Origin of the sequence: Streptomyces sp. NPDC059003 (assembly GCF_042740445.1) — a bacterium.
In the GTDB taxonomy this organism is placed as follows: domain Bacteria; phylum Actinomycetota; class Actinomycetes; order Streptomycetales; family Streptomycetaceae; genus Streptomyces.
Genome location: NZ_JBHYJH010000076.1, coordinates 1 through 21,238, shown reverse-complemented (window position 1 = coordinate 21,238; position 21,238 = coordinate 1). Strand labels below are relative to the sequence as shown.

The window sequence follows — 21,238 nt, the reverse complement described above, 5'->3', positions numbered from 1 at the left end:
CTCCCTCACGCCGAGTAGAAGTAGCTCTCCGCCTTCTCCGCCAGACCCGCCGCGATGACGTCGCCGAGCGCCTCGTGCGCGAGGACGGACGCCACGCAGGCGTCGATCTTCTGCGCCGGAGATGCCTTGCGCAGCACGTACAAGCCGGACGGCCGCTCGGCCATGCGCGTGTTCGCCACATGCGACTCCGTCAGCGGGCAGCCGTCGTGCGTGAAGCTCGCCGCGCGTGCGGTCCCGCCGGTGTTCCGCTTGACCACATCGGTCTTCAGCCGCTCGCACGCCGCGTGCATCTGGATCATGCGGCGCGTGTACCAGCGGATCACCCGCTCCTCGCCGTACAGGTCCACCCACTCATCAACCTCGGTGTCCCAGTAGGGCGGGTCCGCGTACAGGCGCACCACGTCATAGCGGGCCATCAGCTGGTCCATCGCGGCGCGGACCTCGGCGCGCGGGACCTGGCCGCCGTAGTCGGCCGGGTTCCAGATCGTCGGCTCGTCGTTCGCTCCGAACACCGGCGTGAACTGGTAGCCGTCCATCGTCTCAGCGCGGATCGCGGTCCAGTCGTCCATGTCCGAGCCGTCGAAGCCGAGCACGATCCGCGTGTACGCGCGCACCCGCCGCGGCTTCGCCTTCGCTGCCCACTTCGTCCCGCCCAGCCAGCCCGCGGATCCGGCCACGCAGCGGTTGCCGAAGAACCGCTCGGCCTGCGCCGGGTCCTTCTCCATCAGCTCGACGGCCTCGGCCTCGATCGCGTCCAGGTCCACGTGCGTCGACCCCGCGTACACCGTGGCGTGGATCTTCCGCCGGTCCCGCTTGTTGCCGTAGGACAGCGTCTTGGGCGCCTGCGGGTGGTACTTGAAGATGTCGCGCGCCTTGGCCTCGCTGGTGCGCTGCGCCACCGAATCCTCGGACGGATCCCACGAGTTCGTCGTCTCCAGCGCCCGCCCGCCCATGCCGGCCAGGCCGCGCCGCTGCGTTTCGGCGACTCGGCGCAGCTTGTTCGCCTCGGTCCACGTCCCCGTCTCGTCCTGCACGGCCGCCGTGATCGGGTTGCCGAGCCGGGACAGCGCCGAGGACGTCACGACGTCGATGCGGCCACGGTCGCCGATGCGCACGAACTCCTCGCCCACGCGCAGCTGCTCAGCGAGCGGGCCCTGCTTCACCATCGCCTGAAGCGGCCGGTAGACGTTGGCGACCTGGTCCTCGGACGTCGCCGTCAGCTGGATCAACGGGGTCGGCCACGGGGTACCCATGGGCTCCCCGGGCTCGTACTCCGACCACCAGCCACAGCCGCAGCCGTGGTCCGCGCACCGGTACCGCTCGCCGCCACGGGCCCACCCGTTGAAGACGACCGGGCCCGCGGCTTCGGCCAGGACGAGGGTCGCCGACCACGGGCCCTTGCCGGTCTTCTGCGGCGCCACCACCTGCGAGCGCCGGTAGTGGAACGCCGGGGCCAGCTGCCCGCGCGTCGCCTCCGGCTTCACGCGGTAGTGGTTGACCGTGCACCACAGCTGCCACGGGTACAGCTCGAGGGGCTCGCCCGCCCGGAACCCATCGGGCACCGGGCAGTGCGCTTCGATCCAGTCGGGGACGATCCACAGAGTGGGGAAATCGACAACGAACCCGAGGTCAGGCGCCTTCACTGGGTACGACCTTGAGCCGGTCCCGCGCACTCGGGCGCCGCGGCGCCACCTCCCCCGCCGGCGGGCCTTCGTCCGGCTCAGCGGCCGGGCCGATCTTCCACCGGTTGCGCAGCATGCCCTGCACGGACAGGCCGAGCGAATCCAGGTAGCTGCGGATGATGCGCTGCACGTCCACGCGCGCGTTGGGCTTCTCCGCCTGCGCGAGCGTGCGCACGAACAGCGCGACCTCGTAGGTCTGCTCCAGGGCCTCCCACGCGACGGCCTGCGGCCGCGACCACAGGTCCACCCAGAGTTCGTCCTCGCGCGGCGTCATCATCTCCAGCGGGAACACCGGCGCCGGGCCACTGCGGCCCGCGGCCGGAAGCGTCGTCCAGCCCGCCTTGTCGGACGGGCGATTCCTGCGCAGCGCGTTGGGGTCCGGCGGCGGGCCGGACACGACGCGGGCTCCACCACGGGGCATAGCGATCACTCCTCGTCGCTGCGTTGCGCAGCACCGATGTCCGTCACCTTGCGTGACGATCAAGGCGTTCTGAACCTGGCAGACTCCTCGGAGCCCTCCCCGGCGTTCCGGCACCCCAGGTCAACGGGGGTCCACCCCCACCCGGGCCCGAGCCTCTGACCTGCACATTCACTCATCGCATGGTGCCTGACCTGCATTGATGCCTGTGTGTCACCATGTGCGATCGTTCCAGCCTCCGGGCTGGTGCTTCGCTGTCTCGCGTGAGTGGTGAGCCTTGGTCATGGCCTGGAGGTTCGCCCAGTCATGGCCCCTTGGCCCTAGGGGTCCGAGTCCGTCGCGGTGGTTGACCTCAGCGGCCCTAGGTCTGAGCAGCGGGGGTAGGGCCTCGCACTCGTCGCACTCGCAGTACGGGTGTGCCCGCAGGTAAGCAGCGCGCGTGCGTTCCCATCGTGCGTCGTAGCCCTTATATGTGGCGCTCGCGCGTGCGCGTGTGGCGCGGGTCTGGCAGGCGTCGCAGCGTCCTGCGGTGGTGAGGGTGGGGCATCCGGGGGTGGGGCACACCTGTCTGGCTCTGCGGGGCATAGGCACCTCATCAGTTCGAGTGCGCGAAGAGGCGATGCGACGACCCGCTGCTGCAGACTGCTCAGATGGAGATGAACGACACGATGGCGGCCACCGTGGCCGCTGTCGTTCCAGTTCTGTGGCTCGTGGCTGTCGTGGAAGTCCAGCAGCTGACCCGGAGGATGCTTCCGCTTGACGACGCAGTGTTCAGGGAAATGGATGATGTGTTGCGGGAGATCGGCTCCGGAGGGAGCGACGTGTCGTCAGATCTGGCCGAGCGAGTCGAAACGTTGCTGACCACCAGAGCGGTAATCGCTCCGGGGCACTTGGCTGTGATGAAGAGGTATTGGGTCCGCTACTCCGGGCTTGCCGTCCTGCTTCTGATGCTCGAAGCGGGCTCCCTGCTCTGGCTGATCTCGCCCATACAAGGCACCGCTGCTTCGGTGATGGGCCTATTCGCCTTCGTTGGGACGATGGCCAGCTTCTGCGCCGTTCTCTTCTTCCCGGTTCACTTCACGATGGAGGTAGCGAACGAATGGGCACAGCATAAAAAGCAGCTGACCGAGTTCCTCATCCAGAGGAGCAGGCGCGATCCGGGCACACAGCCATGAGACACGGGGCAGGCCCCGGTTGAGGGCACAGTTGTACACCGAGATCGTGACACGGCCCTGACCTGCGGTCAAGCGGCGTCGCGGGTGCGGCGCTTGGTGTCGAGGGCTTGGACGTCGGCGACCGTGTACCAGGGCTGGCGCGGTGTCCCGCCGGCCCGGGTGAGCTGGCCGCGGCGGACGAGCTGGCGGACGCCGCCGAGGGTGATGCCGAGGACGGTCGCGGTCTGGTGAGCGGTGAGGTGGCCGGGTCGGATGGTCAGCGACTCCATGGCCCCATGATGCGTCGGGCCCCGCCGTGCAGGGTTGCGGCGGGGCCGGGACGCAGCGGTTCACGTCACTCGCAGAAGTGGTTGATGGGGTACCAGCCTCCGCAGCTCGCGCAGTAGTAGGTGCGGAAGTCGGTGGCGGACAGGATCATCAACAGCCTGTGGATCACTTGTCGTTCACCTCTTCACGCACTGGGTGCACGATGAAGCCAACCCCTTCCGCGATCGGCTCCACTCGCTCAACTTCGCCTGTCTCACCTGCGAAGACGTCGCCCCGAGGGGGAACCCCTTCCGGCGGGGGAGGGGCGGACGTATCGGACATCTGCCATGCGCCGTAGAGCCACACGGCGGGCACGGCGTAGATCAGGTGTGGGGCCCGGGTCAGCAGCAGGCCGTAGAAGACGGCGGCGCCGACGGCGAGGACCAGGCGGCGCACGGCGACGCCGGCGGCGCGTGCGATGGCGCCGAGGGTCCGCTCGCGCGGTGCGTGGTCGGCGGCCGTCTGCCAGCGCCCCCAGGCCTCGATGCCGAGCCAGGTGCCGCGGCACAGGCGGCGGCCCGCGGTGGCCGCGCGGCCGCTCACACGAGCCCCGCGACGTAGTCGCCGGCGGTGGAGACGACGGGGGCGGCGAGGTAGCCGACGGCTCCGGCGATGCTCTTGGCGAGGCCGAGGCTGATTCCGGCGAGGATGCCGCGCACGAAGCGCCAGTTGATGCCGCGGCGGCTCGTCACGGCGGCCACGACCACGGTGAGGATGATGACGACGGAGTGCCCGCCGGGGGTGAGGGCGAGCTGGGAGGTGCGGGTGACGTCGGGGCTGGTGCCGCCGACGCCGTAGACGAGGCCGATCTCGCCGACCTGGTTGGTGCCCCACAGGGACCAGTCGGCGGCGCCGCCGATGATGCCGCCTGCGGACAGGACGAGGAGTGCGCCGTAGAGCATGCACAGGGCGAACGGGGCCAAGTCGCGCAGTGCCTTGAGGGCGAGGCGCTTCTTGTGGCTGGCCCACCAGCGGGTGATGTCCCAGGCGGCCAGGGACAGGCCGACGGTGACGCCGCCGAGGGACACAGCGGTGTAGACGGGAATGTCGAGTGGAGTCATGGGGTCCTCAGCGGAGGATGGCGACGCCGAGCGCCGCGAGGGTGACGATGAGGGCGACGGTCCCGGTGATGCGGGGGACGTCGCGGAGCGCGACGGCGCAGAGGCCGAAGACGGCGACCAGGACGGCGGCAGGGAAGAGCGCCGCGAGCACGTCAGGCCGTGGCGGCCGTTGGCGCCGTGGCAGGGAGGGCGTCCTGGTCGAACCAGTTGCGTCCTCGGGCGTCCTTGGTGTGGACCGGGATGCGCTCCAGGTGCACCCACGAGCGCACGGTGGATGGGTCGACGCCGTACCGCTTGGCGACCTCGCTGGACGTCAACAGGACGGGCGGGGGCGGGGGCCGGTGATCGGCGTCCTCGTCCGTCTCGGGGGCGTCCTGGGCGTCCTGCGTGGCGCGCTCGGGTCGCGCGACGAGGGGCAGCAGGCGGGCGCCGGGCGGGACGACAGCGGGGCGCTGGGGGACGCTGGGGGCGGCGGGGGCCGGTGGGGCGTCCTGGGCAGCGTCCGGGGTGTCTGGGGGCGTGGCGGCGAGGTGGAGGAGGTGCCCGACGACGGCCGGGGGCACGAGCGACGTCGCGGCGATCAGGACGGGCTGGTTCGCGGTGACGTGGCCGGTGCCAATGAGGTGGGAGACGACCTGTGCGGCCATGGCGAGGCCGAGGGCGAGGCAGGCGCCGATGATGGCGGACCAGCGGCCGCGGTCGCCCTTGCGGCGGGTGGAGGCCACGGCGGAGGCGATGCCCGCGTAGGCGGACAGGACGACCGGCATGCCGTAGGCGAAGCGCTCGTCCCAGCCTGCGGTGCGGGCGAGGTGGTACTCACCGGGGGCGCACATGAGGAGTGCGACGGCGAGGACGATGGGGCGTCCGCCTGCGGTGAGGCCGCGTACCCAGAGTGGGGCGGTGCCGGGCCGTGCGGGGCGGGTGCGGGTGGGCCGGAAGATCCGGCCGAGCGCGCTCAGGGCGCGCCGGGGCATGGCAGGATTTGCCATAGCCGTCCTCCTGGTTGAGTCAGGGGTGGCGGTCAGGCCCTCGTTCGGTGTTGGTAGCACCGGCGGGGGCCGTTCTGTTTGTGGTTGTGGAGACTAGCTTGGCACAAGATCACCCGTTATGTGGCGGCTTGTTACGAATCCAGCGCCATCAACTTGAGGCGTCCACAGTGGCGTTGGCGGCGTCCTGCTGGGCGCGTGCGAGCGCGAGCAGGCGGGACGGCGGCCAGGTGGTGGTGCACCACCGGCAGGTGATCGTCGCCTCGTTGGGGCGCCGGAGCAGGACGGCGCCGCACCGGCCGTCCTGGGCGTCCACGACGTTCGGGCACGGGCCCATGCGGACGAGACGCTCGGCGGGGTCGGTGGGGGCGACGATGGAGCGCACCGACCGTTCGAGGTCGCGGACTTCCTCGGCGAGGGCGCCCGCGATGGGCCAGGACGCGGTGATCCAGTCGAGGTTGATGGACAGGGCGCGGGCGGCGACGGCGATACGGCGGGCGGTGTCTCCGGTGATGACCGGTGTGCCCCATCCGCGGTCGGCCTGCATGGCGGCGCGCCAGTCCTCCAGGACGCCGACGATGCCGCCGGGCCCGCGCAGGACGAACGCGGGCTCGGCGAGCGGCAGGGGCGCCTCGGCACGCGGGCGGGAGCCGACGGCGGGCCCGGTGACGGCGGGCTGGAGGAACGCGGCGAGGCCCTCGTACCAGCGGGGGGCGCTGTCGAGGCGCTTGGCGAGGGCGCGGGCGTCGCCGGGGCAGAGGTAGCCGTGCTCCAGGTCGCGCTCACAAAGTCCACAAGTGCTCACGCTGTTGGCCTCCCCTGGTTCCGGCTCCGCCCCTTAGCCGCCATGTCACGCATGTTGTCGGCGTGCGTGCCGACAGACAGGTGAGCCGGGTTCGCGCACGGTGGGTTGTCGCAGCTGTGCATGACCAGAAGACCGTCAGGTATCGGGCCGTGGTGCAGCGTGTAGGAGAAGCGGTGCGCGCCGACTGTGCGGCCGTCGTCGCCCTGGAGGGTCCCGTACCCGTGATCGCCGCGCGCGCCCGTCCACAACCAGCAGCCTCCGGGCGCGTTCCTGTCGACGCGCAACCAGAACCTGACGGCGGCAGCTTCGCGGGGGCGGACGCCAAGCAGGTTGCCGTGCCGCAACTGTCGCGTGTAGTGCTTCTGGCAGTAGGTCGTGGCGAACCGTGCCCCGCCGCAGCCCGACACCTGGCATCCGGCAGGTCGCTCAGGTGTCCGGTACTCCGGATCACCATGGTGTCGCCACCGCCACCAGTGCGTACCGCACCAACCCCGTGCCTTGGCAACCCTGTCGCACCCCTCGATGGAACACGCGGGCCTCATGCCGCGCTCCGGTCGTCGTACCGGGCGGCGATCGCGGTGAAGACGGCGGCCTCGCGCGGGTCGAGGGGGGCGCCGTCCTGGACCGCGGGTCCGGCCGGCGGCCGCGGGGTGAGCGGGCGTCGCGGTGACGGTCGGGCGGCGAGTTCGGCTCGGCGCGCGTGGACGCGGGCGCGGCGGTCGGCGGCGGCCTCGCACTGGCCGACCCAGGCGAGGAAGGCCGCGGTGTACGCGGCGCCCACGGTGGGGATCGCGGCGCCGTGGTGGCCGGTGTAGGCGGCGCCAGCGGCGAGGAGCGCGGCGGCGGCGCGGCAGACGAGGGCGGTGCGGCGGTGCGCGGTCACAGGTAGCTCCCGGTGGGCCAGATGGTGCGGACGGTCTTCTGTCGTGCGGCGAGGCCTTGGCCGTAGACGTCGGTGCTGAAGCGGTGGCGTCGTCGGCGTCGTGGCACGAGGACGCAGTGGCAGGCGCTTGTGGGGGCGGTGGCGGGGATGAAGTGCCCGCGCGTGCATCGGCGGCGCGTCACGCGGCGGCCCTCCCCTCGGCGGCGTGGGGGCAGGTGCCGACGCGGACGCGGGCGAGCAGCATCCCGACGGCGACGCCGCCGGTGGCGCGCTCGTGGCGGCCGCAGGAGCACAGCCAGTCGGCGACGGGGATCTGGTCGCGGTCCAGGCCGCGGGCGGCGAGGCCGGGCGGGATGCCGGTGATGCGGGCGGGCTGCTCGCTCATGCCGCGCCGACCTCGTCGTCGAGCGGGGGCATCTCCATGTGGTCGCGGAGGAGAGCGGCGAACTGAAGGCCGGACATGGTGACGAACCAGTCGCGGGGGTCGGCCTTGCCGCGGCGCTTGTGGAACACCACGCCGAGCGAGGCGCCGTCGTTGTCGCGCTCGCGCTCGGCCTCGGCGAGCCACGCGGCGAGTTCGACGCGTGAGCAGTTCTTGACCTCGATGACGACGCCGGGCAGGCCTGCGATGTCGCCGCGGTCCTGGACGCCGGACAGGGTGCGGCGCTCGGCTTGGACGAACCCGGCGGCGCGAAGGAAGCGGACGACGGCGGTTTCGGCGGCAGTGCCCTTGGCTTTCGATCGGCTCACAGCAGGACTCCTTGGACGGGTTGGGGCCGACAGCGGTGGTCGGCGATGACGGTGTGAGGGCAGCGGCCGGCGGCGATGTGCCAGGGGTCGCGCCAGCGCAGACGGCGGCCGACGTGCTCGTGCTCGATCAGGCACCACGTGAGGCGGCCGTCGAGGCGGGCGAGGATCTCGGCGACGGGGTCGAGCGGGGTGGGGTCGGCGCGGATGTCGAGGGCGGCGACGCGGTCTGGGGTGCGGGCGACGAGGGTGGTAGCGCCGCAGCGCAGGCAGGGCCGTTCGGCGACGTGCTCGGCGGCGGCGCGCGCCCTGTCGGCGGCGGTGGGCCGAGGCCGGCGGGCGGTCACTGCGGGCCGCCGAGGGTGAGTGCCGTTGCGAGTGCCGTTGGAGTGCCGTTGGTTTCGCCTGTGACGGCACTGGCGTTTGTGCAGGTCGGGCCGCAGATTGAAGATCGAAGTGCCGTTAGTGCCGTTGAAGTCCGACAAAGATGCCACTTCATGTGCGCGCGCGTGCGTGTGTGAGCGTGATGTGGGAGTTCAACGGCACTAACGGCACTAGAACGCTCTGACCTGCGGAGACGACGGCTCCCCAACGGCACTTTCAACGGCACTGCAACGGCACTCAACGGCACTCGCAACGGCACTTCGATCACCATCCCTCGCGCTCGTCGACGTCACCCTCGGCGAGCAGGCCGAGCCCGGCGTAGAAGTACCGGCCGGACGACGGCTTGCGGACGATGCCGCGGGCCTTCAGTTCCCGGCCGAACTGGCGGGCGGCCAGGGCCTGCTCGCCTTCGCTGTGGCACCACGCCTCGTAGGCGCCGCGCACGCGGCCCGTCTCGGTCCGTACGTGGGCGGCGGGTCCGCGCACGCAGCAGTCGTCCAGGAACCGACCCATGTGGTCCTCTTCGGCCGCGTAGGCGGCGGTGGCGGCCTTCACGGAGTCGGGCTCACGGAGGCCGCCGCGGGCGAAGTGGGCGATGGCTCCGGCGATGATCCAGGCGAGGATGCCGGGGCCTTCCTCGGCGACGAGGAGGTCGGCCAGGCCCTCGATCTTCTTGTCCTCGGGGACCTTGTACTGGAACGGGAGGAGCCGCAGGCGCCGCCAGAACGAGTCCCCGCCCGCCTTCACGCGCGGCTGGTGGTTGCCCATGAGCCACAGGTGGTGGGTGGGCTCGAACTCGAAGAACGACTGGTGCATGAACCGCGCGGTCAGGGTGTCACCACCGGTCAGTTCCTTCAGCTTGGCCTCGTCGAACCGGGCATCCGGGTTGATCTCGGAGGCGACGACCATGCGCAGGCCCTGAAGCCGTGCGAGCTCCTCGGAGTGCTCCTGTCGTCCGGCCATGAGGAATCCGGCGGGGGCGGGTCCGGCGTAGTCGCCGAGGAGGTGACGCAGGACGTCCATGAGGACGGACTTGCCGTTGCCTCCGGGGCCGTGGAGGAAGGGGAAGACGTGGGTGCCGGTGTCTGCGGACGCTGAGTATCCGGCGAGGCGCTGAACGAAGCCGATCATGTCGGTGTCGCCGCCGAAGGTGTCGGCGAGGAAGGCGTTCCAGCGAGGTGTCGGGTGGGCGGGGTCAGCGGCGACGAGGGTGGAACGGGTGTGGAGGGCGGCCGGGTCCGGCGGAGTCACGGTGCCGTCGGCCAGGGACACGATGCCGCCGGGGGTGTTGAGGTGGCGGGGCGCAGTGTCGAGCGCGGTGACAGAGACGGCCAGGCGGCGGTCGGACTGCGCGAGCCCGAGCATGGCAGTGATCTTGTTGCGGCTGAGGCTCGACCCCTTGTGCTTGCGGGCGGCCTTCTCCAGATCGCCGTCGAAATGGGTGGGATCGAGTCCGCGGACGAGCTCACGGGCCAGCTCGATGGTGTGGCCGGTCTCGTCCCACGCCCATCGGTGCCCTTCCCAGGTGAGCCACGTTCCGCGCTGCGCGACGTAGCGCAGCTCGTCGCTGAAGGTGTCGGCGTACAGCAGGGCGTTGCCGTCGTCGGTGAACGACTCGGGCCAGCGGGTGCCGGAGGCGACGGTCAGGTGCTCGGTGACCTGGAGGGCCGCGGTGCCGTTGGTGGGCGGGGCGGGGGCGGGGACGACGGTGAGGTGGCGGGGGGCGTCGCGGGGGGCGCCGTAGCCGCGGCGGCGGAGTTCGCGGGCGGCCGCGCTGTGGTCGCCGCCGTGCTCGAGGAGCGCGTAGGCGCCGGGCTTGGTGTAAGGGGTCTCCTGCTCGAACTCGGTCGAGGAGCTGAAGACGTACAGCCTGTCGCGCTGGGGGTCGCGGCCGGTGGTGGCGGAGATGCCGGTGTTCTTGCCGGGGCGCCGCCAGTACGAGGTGTGGCCGTGGGTGAGCACCAGCTGCCAGCCGTGGGGCTTGAGGATGTCGGCCCATGGGGTGCGCTGCTCGAAGTCGTCGAGCGGCGACAGGCCGCCGTCGGCGGGGCCGGGTGCGGTGGTGCCGAAGAGGAACGAGGCCGTCTCGTCGGGGGTCGCGGCGGGTACCGGGGGCTCGTTGGCCTGCGGTGTCTCGTCGAGCATGCGGGCGATGGCGAACAGCGCGTCCCGCTCGCCGACGTCGATGGTCGCGATGTGGCCGGGCCCGCCGGCGAGGAGCTCCCAGGGGCGGCCGGTGGGGTGCACGGGCCCGTGCGAGGGGGCCGTGACGACGAAGCCGCCCTGCCCGCGGGTCTCGATGAGGACCTGGACGCGGGCGCCGGGCGCGGCCTCCAGCTCGGCTTTGGTGGCCGGGCGGCGGGCCAGCTTGGTATTGGCGAGGACGGGGCCGCCGGTGACGCGGTAGATGAGGTGGTAGCCGCCGCTGGGGGTGCGCTCGCAGTAGCCGCGCTTGATCCGGTCCCAGACGTCGCCGAGCCCGGAGGCTTCAACGATTTCGCCGAACTCGGTGGGCAGCCCCTCGTCGACGGCGCGGCCCTCGAACTCGATCATCTCCAGGCCGCCGCTGACGGTGCCGAGGACGATGCCGAGGCCGGGGTGCCCACCGTCGAACCAGGCGCGCAGGAGCGATTCGTCTGGGCGCTCCTCCTGGTAGGGCTTCCACCCGCCCAGGGGGGCCTTGGTGCCGTTGGCACACGCGCGGACGACGCTGGCGCCCGCCTTGTGCCAGGCGAGCGCTGCGGTCAGCGTGTCCTGCGGTGTGCTCAAGGCCGTGCTCCTCGGTGAAGAGGTGATGGTGGGCGCGTGAGGGGCGGGGCCCGCCGCCGGGGCGCGGGGGTGTGGGGAAGACCCGGCGGCGGGCGGTCGGGCTACTGGTCGTTGAGGGCCAGTTGCATCTCGCGGGCGGCTACCGCGCCGATACCGCGCACGAGGGCCTCGCGCGCCTCGTCGGACAGAGCAGGCGCGAACGCGAAGTGGATGCGGAGGATGGGGCGCTCGTCTGCCGCGAAGCTGATCTCGTGCTCGTCGGGTTCGAGCCCGGCGACGAGCAGTTCGGCAGCCCATCGTGTGGTGCCTTCGGCGACGCGGTGCGTGAGGTCCGTGCCCATGGGCGCGGCTCCTTCCTGGTTGGTCCGCCCGCCGCCGCGCGCATGGGTGATCGGTGGCGGCGGGCGGCGCAGTGGGGCGGTGGGCTAGAAGGGCGGTTCGTCGCTGGGCTGCGGCGCGGGCGCGGCGGGCGCCGGGGCCTGTACGGCGGCCTGTTGGGCGAGGGCGGCGGTGGCCGGGTTCTGCTGCGCGGCCGCGTACTGCTGCGGGGTGAGGCCGGGGGGCGGTGTGGTGATCTCGCCGGTGACGGTGTTCACACCGGGCGGCGCCGGGGCGGCGGGGGCCGGTGCGGTGGCGTTGAGTGCGGCCTGTGCGGCAGGGATGTATTGCGCCGTGTACTGCTTGGGCGCGGAGAAACCGCGCTGCTTCTGCTCGCCGTCGTGGCTGTAGGTCACGGTCAGGCGGCCACCGACCTCCAGGCCTGGCGCCCCGGACGCGCGGACGGCGTCGGCCACGGCGTTCTTCATCTGCCCCTTGACGAAGATGCGGCGCTTGCCTTCGTCGTCCTCAATGGACGGGTCCCGCTGACCGGTGTCGACGGTGACGACGAGTTGCATCATGGGGTCCCCGTTGCCCCAGAACTTCTTCTCGCCGCTCTGAATGTCGCGCTGCTGCTCGACGGTGGGCGGGGTGGTGATGCGGCCGCCGACGGTGGTGCCGGGGGTGGGGAACTTGGCGGTGGGAGCCCCGCCGCCGCCCATGAGGAAGCTGTTGGCGTCCATGCTGATGCGCTCCTATGCAATGAGGGATTCGAAGCCGTGCCGCGCGGGGCGGTCGGCGGTGAGGGGGATGCCGGGGCAGCCGATGGTGAGGTCGGTGGAGCCGGGCTTGAACCACGGGCAGAACCGGCACTTGGCCTTCTCGTCCGTGGGGATCTGGGACCACCAGGCGTGGCCGTAGGGCGCGTTGGCGTCGCCGGATGCGGTGAGGCGGGCGCGGATGCGGTCGAGACGGGCGAGCCCGTCGAGCGCCACCTGCCGGTCGTAGGGCTCGGTCCACACGTGGACGAGCAGCTCGTGGTAGCGGCCGACGAAGCAGACCGCGACCCGGCGGGGCTGCTCGCCCGCGTTCTCCTGGCCGAGCCCGTACAGGTGGGCCTGGGTGCGGTACTGAGGGCCGGGGCCCTTGCGCCGGTAGTTGTCGAGGCTGGTCTTGCCGACGAGCTTCCAGTCCCAGACGGTGCCGGTGGCCCGGTCGTACAGGTCGGAGCTTCCGGCGATGACCGCGTCGTGGATCGGGGAGTCGCGGACGGTGACGCGCTCCTCGATGCGGTACCGCGGGCGGCCGTCGGGCAGGACGGTCTGCCGGGCAGCGAACGTCTCCTCCATCCAGCTGTGGAAGCCGGTGCCGATCACGGACGCGATGGGGTCGTCGTCGCGTGTCGTCGGCCAGTCGAGGAGCTGGTACGACAGGGCTCGCTCGCAGGGCTCGCCGACGTCGGACGGGCCGAGCCGCTTCTGGAGGGAGCGGGGCGAGTTGCGCGCGGTGTGGGTGATGAGGTCGGCGATGCGCGCGGCGAGCGCGCGGCCGGTGTCGTCGCTGCCGGTAGCGCTCATACCGCCCCCTGCTCACGGAGTCGGCCGCGCTCGCGGGTGGTGAGGCCGCCCCAGATGCCGGTGAGGCCGGGCCGCGCGAGGGCGTAGGCGCGGCAGTCGGCGAGGGCGGGGCAGGCGGCGCAGATGCGTTTGGCTGCGCGAACGGGCGCACCGACGGCCGGGTGCCAGAGGTCGGGGTCGACCTGGGCGCACAGGGCGTCGGCTTCCCAGTCGCGGGGGCCGGCGGCCGGGGCCGTGGTGGCCCCGGCGCGCGCGGTGGTCGTCATCCCGCATCACCACCGCTCGGCTTGATCCCGGCGATGTCGTGCCAGGCTCTGATCGTGCGGACGGCGGCACGCTGCGACGGTGTGACGAGGGCGGTCGCGGCGGCGAGAGCGAGCGTCGCGTGCACCTGCGCCTCGGCGATGGCGCGGTCTGCCTTGGGGTCGCGGCCCTCGAAGGTGGTGTGGCTGTCCTCGATGGCAGCGGCGAGGAGGCGTTCGGCCTCGCGGTAGTGCTCGGGCCCGGTCACGGGTGCTCACCTCGCTCGGTCACCGTGAAGCCGAGGGGACCGGCGGTGGGGCGGGCGTGCTCGATGAGCAGCGTGGCGGCCGGGCTGTGCGGGAGAGTGACGCCGAGGACTCCAGCGACCTGCTCCCACACGCCGTACGCGGCGCGGGCCGCGTCGAGGTCGTTGGGCAGGCCGCGCTCGGTGCACGGCTCGGTGGGCAGCATCGCGAGCAGGACGTCGCGGCGGGCCTGGAGGTCGGCCAGTTCGGCGGCGCGCTGCGGGGGCTGAAGGAGCTGCGCGGATTCCAGCGCGACGGCGATCCCGGCCGCGGTGACGTGTCCGTTGGCCTGCGCGCGGTGGATCACGTCGGCGGCGGTGTTCACGAGGCGGGTCCTCATGCCGACACCTCGTCAGCCTGCTGCGGGGTGGTGGCGTGCTCGTACGTCAGCGGCACACCGAAGCCGGTGATCTCGACGTCGACGCCACGGCACCGGCCGGTGGCCGACAACCACGTGTATCCGGGGGACGCTTCGAGGACCACGTCGGCGGGGGCGATGCGCAGGCAGGTGCGCCACTGCTCGAAGTCCTGCGAGGCGTCAAGCTGCAAGTCGAGCTTGACAGGCCCGCCGTACCGCTGGGAGTGGATCATGATGTAGCCGCCCGGCAGCGACCCGAACATCTCAACGAGCGTGACCAGGGCCTCGATGGCCGGGCTCTGCTCGCTCAGCGGGGGGTTGCGGCGGGCGCTGTAGGTAGTGTGTTCGTTCACGGTGACCTCGATTTCGTGTGGTTGAGGTGCCGAGGGGTCGTTCCGGATGGCCGTCCGGGCGGCCCCGATGTGTGTCAGGCGGCGATGGGCGCGACAGCGTTGCGCTCGTTCTCCTTGCGCAGGTCGTCGGCGGTGAACGTGATGCGGCCGCCGTCGAGGTGGTGCCAGACCTGGCGCCGGTAGCACTTCTCTTTGAGCACGCGCGCGCTGCGGTACGGCAGGAGCCGGAGCTTGATGACCTCCTCCGGGGTCCACCGTCGGAATTCGGCCTCGTCCTCGACGCGCGGTCGGCGGGTACGGGTGGACGGCTTCTTCGTGGCCTTGGCGGTCACGGCGTCTCCTCAGTGATGACGTCGACTGGAACGCGTAGTGCTGTGGCAACCCGCTGGACCTGCCGGTCTCCGGCCTCCCGGATGAGCCCGCGTTCAAGGCGGGAGAGGTAGCCGGGGTTCAGATCTGCGCGCCGAGCGAGCTCGCGAAGGCCAAGCGACTTGGCCTCACGAAGGGCCCGGATCACGCTCCCAGTGGGCTTCACACCCAGTATTAGGGCACAGCCTGACTACCCTGGCAAGCACCTTGACCCAGAGAACACCCAGTAACTGGGTCTCACGGGATCCGAAAAGGTACGTACGGGACAGGCGATGCAACACCTGCACTGTGGGACGCCTAGTAACACCCAGGTCAATGCCCGGATTCTGGGCTGTGGGCATGCAACACCATGAGGCATCATGGGGATCCATGGACCACGACTCGAAGCGGCTAGGCAGCGAGCTGCAGGCGTCACGCGAGCAGCGGCGCCCCAAGCTCACGCAGCCTGGTGCCGCCGAGAAGCTCAAGGTGAGCCGCAACGCGATCCAGAACATCGAGCACGGAAAGATCACGCGGGTGACGCCCACCGTCCGCGCGTACGCGGCGCTGCTCGGGTGGCCCGGGGGGGCAGTGGATCACGTCTGGGAGGGCGGCACTCTGGCGGACTATGTGGCCGACGAGCCCGAGCCAGCCCCCGCCCCGAGCGCTCCTGACGGACTTGGCCTGTCACCCACCGTCGAGTACGAGCTGCGGTCAGGCAAGACGCTCGAATCCACCGTGATCAACTTGGGCCCGGACGAGGATGACGGCCACATCATCGTCGTGCTGCAGGGGAAGAAGGACGCGACGCCCGAGGAGGTCGCGAAGGTTGCGGAGCGTTACCGGAAAGCGCGTCGGCACCTGCAGAGCATCGCGGCAGAAGCCGATGGCGGGGTCGACGGTTAGAAGAGTTTCGGCAGGCCACTAGCGTGACGCCTGACCGTGTGCCAGCATGCACAGACCGTCACCGTGAGGGGGGCACCGCACGGCGGATCGGGGAACCGCGCATGGAACTCACCATCAAGGTCGTGCGCCACGAGGGCGCCTACTTCGAGCCGTGGATAGAGGACTTCGCCAACGATCATGAGGCGGGGTGCATCTTCCACATGCACCACAGCGACATCACTGAACAGGGCGCCGCCTACTTCGCAAACGCGCTCACCCAGCAGGCCCGCCGGTGGCGGCCGAGACCGCCGGACATGGCGCGCGGCCCGCGCATCCCGATCACCATGGAACTGCGCGAGCGTATGGAAGACGAGGCCGAGGCGATCGTCGTGAACGATCGCGCGGACGGCATCCACTACGTGGTGCGCGCGGATCTGATCAAGCGGCACGCGGGCGAGGTCATTACGGGTTCGCAGTCCGAGCGGTCGCCGGACTGGATGCGGACCCCGGCGCGCTACGTCGTGCACCTCATGGCCAGCTGACAGCTGCACGGGCGGAGGGGGTCTCACATGGCGTACGCGGAGAAGGTCTACAAGGTCCGCAACGGGCGGAAAACGAAGCAGTTCACGTGGCGTGCCTGCTACAAGAAGCCCGACGGCAGCAAGGGCACCCAGCCGGGTTTCCCGACGAAGAAGCTCGCGGAGGACTGGGGCAATCAGCAGGAGGCGGCGATCCGGGCGGGGGCGTGGATCGATCCGGCGAAGGCGCTGACGAAGTTCGGCGAGTGGGTGGACATCTGGAAGCAGGCGAACCAGCCGCGGCCGGGAACGGTGAGGCGTCGGCGGTACCTGCTTGATCATATTTTGCTGCCTGAGTTCGAGTACTCGCCGCTCGTCGAGGTGAACAACGTGTTCACGGTCAAGGAGTGGGCCGCGCGGGCGGCGAAGCCGGAGGGGCGGCATGATCCGAGCACGATCAGCCAAGCCCGGAGCCTGCTCAGCACGATCCTCAGTGGCGCGGAGGACGCTGCATACATCGCGGCCAACAAGCTCTACGGGCGCCGCATCATCGTCGGTGCCGACCACCACGACGACGAGGAAGAGGTGTGGGCGCAGCCCCACGAGGCGTACCAGCTGTACGAGCGGCTCGGCGGGGTCCACGGGCTCATGGTCATTACTGACTGCTACCTCGGCCCACGGTGGGGCGAGCTGACGGGACTTCACCGGGACAACTGCTTGCTGAAGCGCGTGGACAAGATCGACGGCAAGCTGTTCGTCCGGCACGTGCTGCGGATCGACTCGAAAGTGGGGTCTCTGCACGAGGATGAGTTCGAGCTCGACGCGGACACGCGGGTCGCGTGGCATGCCGCGGAAGACGCGCGGTTGGCGGCATGTCTGGAAAAGGGCTGGAAGGCCAACCGCCGCAAGGAGCCGAAAGCAGTCGTCAAGACGTACTTGGGGCCGCCCAAGAACAAGTACTCGGCGCGTGAGGTCGACGTGCCGCCGTTCCTGGTTCGCAAGATCGCGGATCACATCGAGTCGTGGCCGTTCGAGTACCCGTTCTCGACGCCGGGCGGGCAGTTCTGGCGCCGCGGGAACTTCGGGCGGGTGCTGCGGCCGGCGGCCGACGGCCGGGACGCGATCGAGCGGAAGCGTGGCTTCAAAGGGCGCGAGGAGTGGAAGCCGATTCTGCAGGACTTCACGATGCGCGGGGCCCGCCACACGGCGGACACGTGGATGAAGGAGGACGGCGTGGATCGGGCCCTGCGGTTCTTGACGATGGGGTGGGTCCCGAAGGACATTGAGGGGACTTACGAGCACGTGACGCCCGAGATGCGCAGGCATCGGCTGGACTGCCTTGAGGCGCGGTGGAAGCGCGGGCGGCTGGTGGCCAAGCGGGCCCGGAAGCGACCGTCCTAGGAGTTGATCTCCTAAATATCTCCCAAACGATCACCAGAGGCCCCTTACCGTGATCGGTAAGGGGCCTCTGACCTGGGTGGGCGCGGACGGTTTCGAACCGCCGACATCCGCCTTGTAAGGGCGGCGCTCTACCCCTGAGCTACGCGCCCGGGACGAATCGACAGCCTACCTTGCCGGTGGCGGTGGATCGCAAACCCCTGCCCGGGCCGCGGACCCCCGGACGAGCGGGGGGATATCCCCACCCCGTATCCGGTAGGGGCCCGGATCCTCTCGCGGCGTCCCGGCCCCTAGCGTGAGGCGTGCCCGCGGCACGAGCGGCGGGGGTTCCAAGAGGAGAGCGTCATGAGCACCGTCCACAGCCGTCGTCCGCGTCCGCGCGGGGCCCGGGTCCTTGTCGGTGTCGGCGCGACGGCGGCCGTGTTCGGGCTCGTCGCCGCGTGCGGGGCGAACGCCGAGGACGACTCGGACCCGGAGCACCGGTCGTTCGCGCTGCCGGGGCGGACGCTCACCGTGGACTCCGACGACTCGGCGCTCGACGTCGAGGTGGCGGACGACGACGCCGAGGACGTGCGCGTGACACGGTGGTTCGACGGGCGGACCGTGCTCGGCGGCGAGCCGAAGGTCACGTGGAAGATGACGGGCGACCGGCTCACGTTCCGCGTGAAGTGCAGCGGCGTGATCACCAACTGCTCGGCCAAGCACCGCGTGGTCGTGCCGCGCGGCACCGCCGTGACCGTGCTCAACGCCGACGGCAGCGTGACCGCGAGCGGCTTCGACACCGCCCTGAAGGTGCGCAGCAACGACGGGTCCGTCACCGTCAAGGACTCCAGCGGGCCGCTCGACGTGCACAGCAGCGACGGGTCGGTGAAGACCGTCGGCGTCACGTCGAAGCGGGTCGCCGTCGACTCCAGCGACGGCTCGGTCCGGCTCGACCTGGACGCCGTGCCGGACCGCGTCCAGGTCCGCAGCAAGGACGGCTCGGTGACCGTCGGCCTGCCGGTGAAGAAGGGCGACGGAGGCGGCGCCGTCGCGTACCGCGTGGAGACCGAGAGCGTGGACGGCGGCGCCGACGTGTCCGTGCCGCGCGACGACCGCAGCCCGCACCGGGTGTTCGCGCACAGCGTCGACGGCAACATCACGGTGCGCGGCGCGAACTGACCGGCCCGTGTGTTCGTCCTCCACCGGTGGGAGAATGTGACACCGGCCGGGCAGGGCGGATGACAGCACGGGAGTGGGACAAGTGACGGCGACGAAATCTGCGGGTCGTTCGCGGCTGGTCGCGTCCCGCGGCGGAGCCGCGCGCCGGCGCCGCCCCGCGCCCCTTGGGGACGCGCCCGTGCGGCAGCGTCGGCCACGTCCCCTGCGGGACGCGCTCACCCTCGTCGTCCTGCCCCTTCCGCTGCTCGCCGCCGTGCTCCCCGCCTCCTTCGCCGGGGGCGGTACGCGGCGGTGGTTCGGCGGGCGCGGCGAGAGCGTGCGGGCCGAGGCGCAGGCCGCGAAGGACGCCGCGGCGGCGGCGTTCTACGACCTGGACACCGCGCAGCGCGACCTGCGGATCTCCATGGAGACGATCGCGGCGGTCGACTCCTCGCCCGCCGCGCGCAAGGCCGCGTCGGACTTCGAGGCGTTCGGGCGGCGCATCGACGAGGTCAGCCATCAGTACATCACCGCGGTCGACGCCCACGACCTGGACCGCGACGACCTGGAGGCGTCCGCCGCCGCCCGCGCCCGCACGGAGCTGACGCAGGCCAAGGACGCGCTCGGCCGGGCGAAGCAGGACCTGGACAGGTTCACGCAGGGGCTCGCGCCGCTGCTCGACAAGGCGGAGACGCAGCTGGCGCGCCTGGCCCCGGCCGTGGAGCGCGCCCGCCAGACGCTGCTCGCGGCCAGCAACGCCCTGGACGCGGTGCGGGCGTCGGGCCTCAAGGCGGACGACCTCGCGGGGCGCCTCGCCGCGCTCGCGCCCGAGCTGACCAAGCTCAACCAGGGCGCGGGGCAGCACGGCGTCCCCGACACGCTGCAGCGCGCCGACCGGGTCGTACGCGACGCCGAGGCCGTCAGGGCCGAGGCCGAGCGGCTGCCGGAGCGGGCCCGCGAGATCGACCGGCGCCTGGTCTCGCTGCGCACCCGCGCGCAGGCGCTGACCACGCGCAGCGAGCAGGTGCAGCCCGTCCTCAGCGAGCTGCGGCGCCGGTTCGCCGCGGCCTGCTGGCAGGACCTCCAGCGCGTGCCGGAGCAGGCCGACGAGAACGTGCGGCAGGCCGAGACCAAGCTCAAGGAGGCCCAGCGGGCCCGTGAGGAGCAGCGCTGGCCGGACGCCACCGCGCTCCTGTCCACCGTGCGGGCGCTCCTGAACTCCACGGACGAGGCGGTGTCGGCGGCCGGTGACCGGCTGCAGCGCCTGAACGCCGTCGCCAAGGACCCGCAGGCGGAGATCGAGCGCACCCGCTTCGCGGTCCGCGACGCCCAGCGCCTGGCCATGGCGGGCCGCCAGCGGCCCGACCCGCGCCACGCCCGGCCCCTGGACGACGCGGTGGCCCGCCTGGACCGCGCGGTCGCGGCCCTGGAGGGCCGCCACCCGGACTACTGGCACTTCCTCACGGAGACCGAAGCGGTGCGCGCGACCGCCTCGCGCGTGGTCGCGCAGATCCGCGAGGAGCGGGGCCAGGGGGCCTAGGCGGGCCGGACACCGCGCACTCTTGTTGGCGGTGGGACCGCCGCGGGCGGATCCTGGAGTTACGTACGTGGCGTACACGGCGTAGAAGGACGTACGCAGACACGGCGTACGCAAGAAGGCAGCGGCCTCCGCGCGCTCGAAGGAGGCGGACATGGCCACGCATGTACTTCATCCGAGCCCCAAGTCCCGGGGCCACAGGCGGCACGTCACGCTGGACGAGCACCTGCCCGTCGACCACCGGCTCAGCCTGGTCTACCGCTTCGGCGCGGGTCTGATGGGTCTCGTCCTGCTGGCGTTCGGCATCCTCGGCCTGATCGACAAGATCGGCTTCTTCGACACCCGGGGCGACACCGTCGCGGGCCTGAACACCAACGGGGCGCTGAGCGTCCTGTCGATCTGCGTCGGCCTGCTGCTGTTCGCCGGCATGGTGATCGGCGGCAACTTCGCGTCGACGCTCAACATGGTGCTCGGCATCGCGTTCATCCTCAGCGGCTTCGTCAACCTCGCCCTGCTCGACAGCAGCTTCAACTTCCTCGCGTTCCGCATCCAGAACGTGCTGTTCAGCTTCGTGGTCGGCGTGCTCCTGATGTTCTTCGGGATGTACGGGCGGGTCAGCGCGACGCTGCCGCACGACAACCCGTACTGGAAGGCCCGTCACCCGGAGCAGGCGGACCGGATCGAACGGAGGGAGCGGCGGCGGCAGAACGATCGGCTGGACCGGTCGCGGAGCTGATCAACCCCTGTGCGAGCCTGGGGCGATGGTCGACTTTCTGACAGCTCTGCGCGCCGGGCGGCTCGTCGCCATCGTGCGCGGCACCGACGCGGAGGCGTCGTTCCGTACGGTCATGGCGCTCGTCGAGTCCGGGGTGCCGCTGGTCGAGGTGTCGCTGAGCGGCACCGACGCGCTCGCGGTGCTCCGCAGGGCGCGCGCCGAGCTCGGCGCGGACGCGGGGCGCGGCGCGGGTACGGCGCGGTCGGCGGCCGACGCGCGCCGCGCGGCGGCCGCGGGCGCCCCACAGGCGGTGAAGCCCCGCCGGGG

31 protein-coding genes, 1 tRNA gene and 1 pseudogene are annotated in these 21,238 nt (G+C 71.4%); 8 read left to right on the top strand and 25 right to left on the bottom strand.

Translation table 11 applies throughout. The annotated features are described in order from the left end of the window. Window positions 1–5 precede the first annotated feature (5 nt). Together ACFWZ5_RS24985 and ACFWZ5_RS24980 are read right to left on the bottom strand one after the other, a co-directional pair. Window positions 6–1,643, bottom strand: coding sequence for a hypothetical protein (locus tag ACFWZ5_RS24985; protein WP_384793660.1), 1,638 nt, complete (start codon window positions 1,641–1,643; stop codon window positions 6–8). Further along, complete coding sequence (locus ACFWZ5_RS24980) at window positions 1,630–2,103, bottom strand: hypothetical protein (protein ID WP_384793657.1); 474 nt, start codon at window positions 2,101–2,103, stop codon at window positions 1,630–1,632. The genes ACFWZ5_RS24985 and ACFWZ5_RS24980 overlap by 14 nt, the downstream gene beginning before the upstream one ends. A gap of 647 nt (window positions 2,104–2,750) precedes the next feature. Here ACFWZ5_RS24980 and ACFWZ5_RS24975 point away from each other — a divergent pair. Next, entirely contained in the window at window positions 2,751–3,275 is a 525-nt protein-coding gene (locus ACFWZ5_RS24975) for a hypothetical protein (RefSeq protein ID WP_384793654.1), read from the top strand. 68 nt (window positions 3,276–3,343) lie between these two features. On the opposite strand, the gene ACFWZ5_RS24970 is transcribed toward ACFWZ5_RS24975, so the two are convergent. The 22 genes from ACFWZ5_RS24970 to ACFWZ5_RS24865 form a co-directional block, all read right to left on the bottom strand. Continuing rightward, a complete protein-coding gene (locus ACFWZ5_RS24970; RefSeq protein ID WP_384793650.1) occupies window positions 3,344–3,544 on the bottom strand; it encodes a hypothetical protein in 201 nt (66 codons plus the stop codon). Between the two features lie 163 nt (window positions 3,545–3,707). Beyond that, entirely contained in the window at window positions 3,708–4,124 is a 417-nt protein-coding gene (locus tag ACFWZ5_RS24965) for a hypothetical protein (protein ID WP_384793647.1), read from the bottom strand. Further along, on the bottom strand, window positions 4,121–4,642 hold the full coding sequence (locus tag ACFWZ5_RS24960) for a hypothetical protein (protein WP_384793643.1): 522 nt from the start codon (window positions 4,640–4,642) through the stop codon (window positions 4,121–4,123). The genes ACFWZ5_RS24965 and ACFWZ5_RS24960 overlap by 4 nt, the downstream gene beginning before the upstream one ends. Window positions 4,643–4,649: 7 nt before the next feature. Next, entirely contained in the window at window positions 4,650–4,793 is a 144-nt protein-coding gene (locus ACFWZ5_RS24955; RefSeq protein ID WP_384793640.1) for a hypothetical protein, read from the bottom strand. A 1-nt stretch (window position 4,794) separates the two neighbouring features. Continuing rightward, the gene (locus ACFWZ5_RS24950) at window positions 4,795–5,631 is read right to left on the bottom strand and encodes a hypothetical protein (protein WP_384793637.1); all 837 of its coding nucleotides are present in this window, start codon (window positions 5,629–5,631) and stop codon (window positions 4,795–4,797) included. Window positions 5,632–5,779: 148 nt separating this feature from the next. Beyond that, complete coding sequence (locus ACFWZ5_RS24945) at window positions 5,780–6,433, bottom strand: hypothetical protein (RefSeq protein WP_384793634.1); 654 nt, start codon at window positions 6,431–6,433, stop codon at window positions 5,780–5,782. Then, window positions 6,430–6,975 carry an HNH endonuclease signature motif containing protein gene (locus tag ACFWZ5_RS24940; RefSeq protein ID WP_384793631.1) on the bottom strand — a complete coding sequence of 182 codons (546 nt, stop codon included), beginning with the start codon at window positions 6,973–6,975 and terminating at the stop codon, window positions 6,430–6,432. Before ACFWZ5_RS24940 ends, ACFWZ5_RS24945 begins: the two co-directional genes overlap by 4 nt. Then, window positions 6,972–7,316, bottom strand: a complete 345-nt coding sequence (locus tag ACFWZ5_RS24935; RefSeq protein WP_384793628.1) for a hypothetical protein — start codon at window positions 7,314–7,316, stop codon at window positions 6,972–6,974. The genes ACFWZ5_RS24940 and ACFWZ5_RS24935 overlap by 4 nt, the downstream gene beginning before the upstream one ends. After that, window positions 7,313–7,498 carry a hypothetical protein gene (locus tag ACFWZ5_RS24930; RefSeq protein WP_384793625.1) on the bottom strand — a complete coding sequence of 62 codons (186 nt, stop codon included), beginning with the start codon at window positions 7,496–7,498 and terminating at the stop codon, window positions 7,313–7,315. The genes ACFWZ5_RS24935 and ACFWZ5_RS24930 overlap by 4 nt, the downstream gene beginning before the upstream one ends. Then, the gene (locus ACFWZ5_RS24925) at window positions 7,495–7,701 is read right to left on the bottom strand and encodes a hypothetical protein (RefSeq protein WP_384793622.1); all 207 of its coding nucleotides are present in this window, start codon (window positions 7,699–7,701) and stop codon (window positions 7,495–7,497) included. Before ACFWZ5_RS24925 ends, ACFWZ5_RS24930 begins: the two co-directional genes overlap by 4 nt. Continuing rightward, entirely contained in the window at window positions 7,698–8,066 is a 369-nt protein-coding gene (locus ACFWZ5_RS24920; RefSeq protein ID WP_384793619.1) for a hypothetical protein, read from the bottom strand. The genes ACFWZ5_RS24925 and ACFWZ5_RS24920 overlap by 4 nt, the downstream gene beginning before the upstream one ends. Next, entirely contained in the window at window positions 8,063–8,410 is a 348-nt protein-coding gene (locus tag ACFWZ5_RS24915; RefSeq protein ID WP_384793616.1) for a hypothetical protein, read from the bottom strand. The genes ACFWZ5_RS24920 and ACFWZ5_RS24915 overlap by 4 nt, the downstream gene beginning before the upstream one ends. Window positions 8,411–8,711: 301 nt before the next feature. Then, complete coding sequence (locus ACFWZ5_RS24910; protein ID WP_384891278.1) at window positions 8,712–11,216, bottom strand: phage/plasmid primase, P4 family; 2,505 nt, start codon at window positions 11,214–11,216, stop codon at window positions 8,712–8,714. A 101-nt stretch (window positions 11,217–11,317) separates the two neighbouring features. Then, window positions 11,318–11,557, bottom strand: a complete 240-nt coding sequence (locus ACFWZ5_RS24905) for a hypothetical protein (RefSeq protein WP_384793610.1) — start codon at window positions 11,555–11,557, stop codon at window positions 11,318–11,320. 84 nt (window positions 11,558–11,641) lie between these two features. Next, complete coding sequence (locus ACFWZ5_RS24900; RefSeq protein WP_384793607.1) at window positions 11,642–12,277, bottom strand: hypothetical protein; 636 nt, start codon at window positions 12,275–12,277, stop codon at window positions 11,642–11,644. 12 nt (window positions 12,278–12,289) lie between these two features. Further along, window positions 12,290–13,111, bottom strand: coding sequence for a hypothetical protein (locus ACFWZ5_RS24895; RefSeq protein WP_384793604.1), 822 nt, complete (start codon window positions 13,109–13,111; stop codon window positions 12,290–12,292). Then, on the bottom strand, window positions 13,108–13,377 hold the full coding sequence (locus tag ACFWZ5_RS24890) for a WhiB family transcriptional regulator (protein WP_384793601.1): 270 nt from the start codon (window positions 13,375–13,377) through the stop codon (window positions 13,108–13,110). The genes ACFWZ5_RS24895 and ACFWZ5_RS24890 overlap by 4 nt, the downstream gene beginning before the upstream one ends. After that, window positions 13,374–13,622: a hypothetical protein gene (locus ACFWZ5_RS24885; RefSeq protein ID WP_384793598.1), complete on the bottom strand. Its 249-nt coding sequence runs from the start codon at window positions 13,620–13,622 to the stop codon at window positions 13,374–13,376. Before ACFWZ5_RS24885 ends, ACFWZ5_RS24890 begins: the two co-directional genes overlap by 4 nt. Continuing rightward, window positions 13,619–13,999, bottom strand: coding sequence for a hypothetical protein (locus tag ACFWZ5_RS24880; RefSeq protein ID WP_384793595.1), 381 nt, complete (start codon window positions 13,997–13,999; stop codon window positions 13,619–13,621). Before ACFWZ5_RS24880 ends, ACFWZ5_RS24885 begins: the two co-directional genes overlap by 4 nt. Beyond that, the gene (locus ACFWZ5_RS24875; RefSeq protein WP_384793592.1) at window positions 13,996–14,370 is read right to left on the bottom strand and encodes a hypothetical protein; all 375 of its coding nucleotides are present in this window, start codon (window positions 14,368–14,370) and stop codon (window positions 13,996–13,998) included. Before ACFWZ5_RS24875 ends, ACFWZ5_RS24880 begins: the two co-directional genes overlap by 4 nt. Before the next feature lie 74 nt (window positions 14,371–14,444). After that, window positions 14,445–14,702 carry a hypothetical protein gene (locus ACFWZ5_RS24870; protein WP_384793589.1) on the bottom strand — a complete coding sequence of 86 codons (258 nt, stop codon included), beginning with the start codon at window positions 14,700–14,702 and terminating at the stop codon, window positions 14,445–14,447. Continuing rightward, on the bottom strand, window positions 14,699–14,887 hold the full coding sequence (locus ACFWZ5_RS24865) for a helix-turn-helix domain-containing protein (protein ID WP_384793763.1): 189 nt from the start codon (window positions 14,885–14,887) through the stop codon (window positions 14,699–14,701). The genes ACFWZ5_RS24870 and ACFWZ5_RS24865 overlap by 4 nt, the downstream gene beginning before the upstream one ends. Window positions 14,888–15,108: 221 nt before the next feature. On the opposite strand from ACFWZ5_RS24865, the gene ACFWZ5_RS24860 reads away from it, so the two are divergent. The 3 genes from ACFWZ5_RS24860 (at window position 15,109) to ACFWZ5_RS24850 (ending at window position 17,522) form a co-directional block, all read left to right on the top strand. Continuing rightward, window positions 15,109–15,624 carry a helix-turn-helix domain-containing protein gene (locus ACFWZ5_RS24860; RefSeq protein ID WP_384793586.1) on the top strand — a complete coding sequence of 172 codons (516 nt, stop codon included), beginning with the start codon at window positions 15,109–15,111 and terminating at the stop codon, window positions 15,622–15,624. A gap of 101 nt (window positions 15,625–15,725) precedes the next feature. Further along, complete coding sequence (locus ACFWZ5_RS24855) at window positions 15,726–16,145, top strand: hypothetical protein (RefSeq protein ID WP_384793583.1); 420 nt, start codon at window positions 15,726–15,728, stop codon at window positions 16,143–16,145. A 27-nt stretch (window positions 16,146–16,172) separates the two neighbouring features. Then, complete coding sequence (locus ACFWZ5_RS24850; RefSeq protein WP_384793581.1) at window positions 16,173–17,522, top strand: hypothetical protein; 1,350 nt, start codon at window positions 16,173–16,175, stop codon at window positions 17,520–17,522. A gap of 77 nt (window positions 17,523–17,599) precedes the next feature. Here ACFWZ5_RS24850 and ACFWZ5_RS24845 read toward each other — a convergent pair. After that, window positions 17,600–17,671: transfer RNA gene (locus tag ACFWZ5_RS24845), tRNA-Val, on the bottom strand. Between the two features lie 193 nt (window positions 17,672–17,864). Between ACFWZ5_RS24845 and ACFWZ5_RS24840 the strand changes: the two genes are divergently transcribed. From ACFWZ5_RS24840 to ACFWZ5_RS24825, 4 genes and pseudogenes are all read left to right on the top strand, one after another. Then, window positions 17,865–18,680, top strand: coding sequence for a DUF4097 family beta strand repeat-containing protein (locus ACFWZ5_RS24840; protein ID WP_384793578.1), 816 nt, complete (start codon window positions 17,865–17,867; stop codon window positions 18,678–18,680). A gap of 178 nt (window positions 18,681–18,858) precedes the next feature. Further along, window positions 18,859–20,199, top strand: coding sequence for a hypothetical protein (locus tag ACFWZ5_RS24835; RefSeq protein ID WP_384793575.1), 1,341 nt, complete (start codon window positions 18,859–18,861; stop codon window positions 20,197–20,199). A gap of 151 nt (window positions 20,200–20,350) precedes the next feature. Next, window positions 20,351–20,932, top strand: coding sequence for a DUF4383 domain-containing protein (locus ACFWZ5_RS24830; RefSeq protein ID WP_384793572.1), 582 nt, complete (start codon window positions 20,351–20,353; stop codon window positions 20,930–20,932). Between the two features lie 25 nt (window positions 20,933–20,957). Further along, window positions 20,958–21,238 (top strand): annotated as a pseudogene (locus ACFWZ5_RS24825) (aldolase); the annotation flags it as partial.

Bases quoted from the DNA above. Each gene is read 5' to 3' on its own strand.
- ACFWZ5_RS24980 (WP_384793657.1), bottom strand. From the start codon at position 2,103: ATGCCCCGTGGTGGAGCCCGCGTCGTGTCCGGCCCGCCGCCGGACCCC.
- ACFWZ5_RS24975 (WP_384793654.1), top strand. From the start codon at position 2,751: ATGGAGATGAACGACACGATGGCGGCCACCGTGGCCGCTGTCGTTCCA.
- ACFWZ5_RS24970 (WP_384793650.1), bottom strand. From the start codon at position 3,544: ATGGAGTCGCTGACCATCCGACCCGGCCACCTCACCGCTCACCAGACC.
- ACFWZ5_RS24960 (WP_384793643.1), bottom strand. From the start codon at position 4,642: ATGACTCCACTCGACATTCCCGTCTACACCGCTGTGTCCCTCGGCGGC.
- ACFWZ5_RS24950 (WP_384793637.1), bottom strand. From the start codon at position 5,631: ATGGCAAATCCTGCCATGCCCCGGCGCGCCCTGAGCGCGCTCGGCCGG.
- ACFWZ5_RS24940 (WP_384793631.1), bottom strand. From the start codon at position 6,975: ATGAGGCCCGCGTGTTCCATCGAGGGGTGCGACAGGGTTGCCAAGGCA.
- ACFWZ5_RS24925 (WP_384793622.1), bottom strand. From the start codon at position 7,701: ATGAGCGAGCAGCCCGCCCGCATCACCGGCATCCCGCCCGGCCTCGCC.
- ACFWZ5_RS24905 (WP_384793610.1), bottom strand. From the start codon at position 11,557: ATGGGCACGGACCTCACGCACCGCGTCGCCGAAGGCACCACACGATGG.
- ACFWZ5_RS24900 (WP_384793607.1), bottom strand. From the start codon at position 12,277: ATGGACGCCAACAGCTTCCTCATGGGCGGCGGCGGGGCTCCCACCGCC.
- ACFWZ5_RS24895 (WP_384793604.1), bottom strand. From the start codon at position 13,111: ATGAGCGCTACCGGCAGCGACGACACCGGCCGCGCGCTCGCCGCGCGC.
- ACFWZ5_RS24890 (WP_384793601.1), bottom strand. From the start codon at position 13,377: ATGACGACCACCGCGCGCGCCGGGGCCACCACGGCCCCGGCCGCCGGC.
- ACFWZ5_RS24880 (WP_384793595.1), bottom strand. From the start codon at position 13,999: ATGAGGACCCGCCTCGTGAACACCGCCGCCGACGTGATCCACCGCGCG.
- ACFWZ5_RS24860 (WP_384793586.1), top strand. From the start codon at position 15,109: ATGGACCACGACTCGAAGCGGCTAGGCAGCGAGCTGCAGGCGTCACGC.
- ACFWZ5_RS24855 (WP_384793583.1), top strand. From the start codon at position 15,726: ATGGAACTCACCATCAAGGTCGTGCGCCACGAGGGCGCCTACTTCGAG.
- ACFWZ5_RS24850 (WP_384793581.1), top strand. From the start codon at position 16,173: ATGGCGTACGCGGAGAAGGTCTACAAGGTCCGCAACGGGCGGAAAACG.
- ACFWZ5_RS24840 (WP_384793578.1), top strand. From the start codon at position 17,865: ATGAGCACCGTCCACAGCCGTCGTCCGCGTCCGCGCGGGGCCCGGGTC.
- ACFWZ5_RS24830 (WP_384793572.1), top strand. From the start codon at position 20,351: ATGGCCACGCATGTACTTCATCCGAGCCCCAAGTCCCGGGGCCACAGG.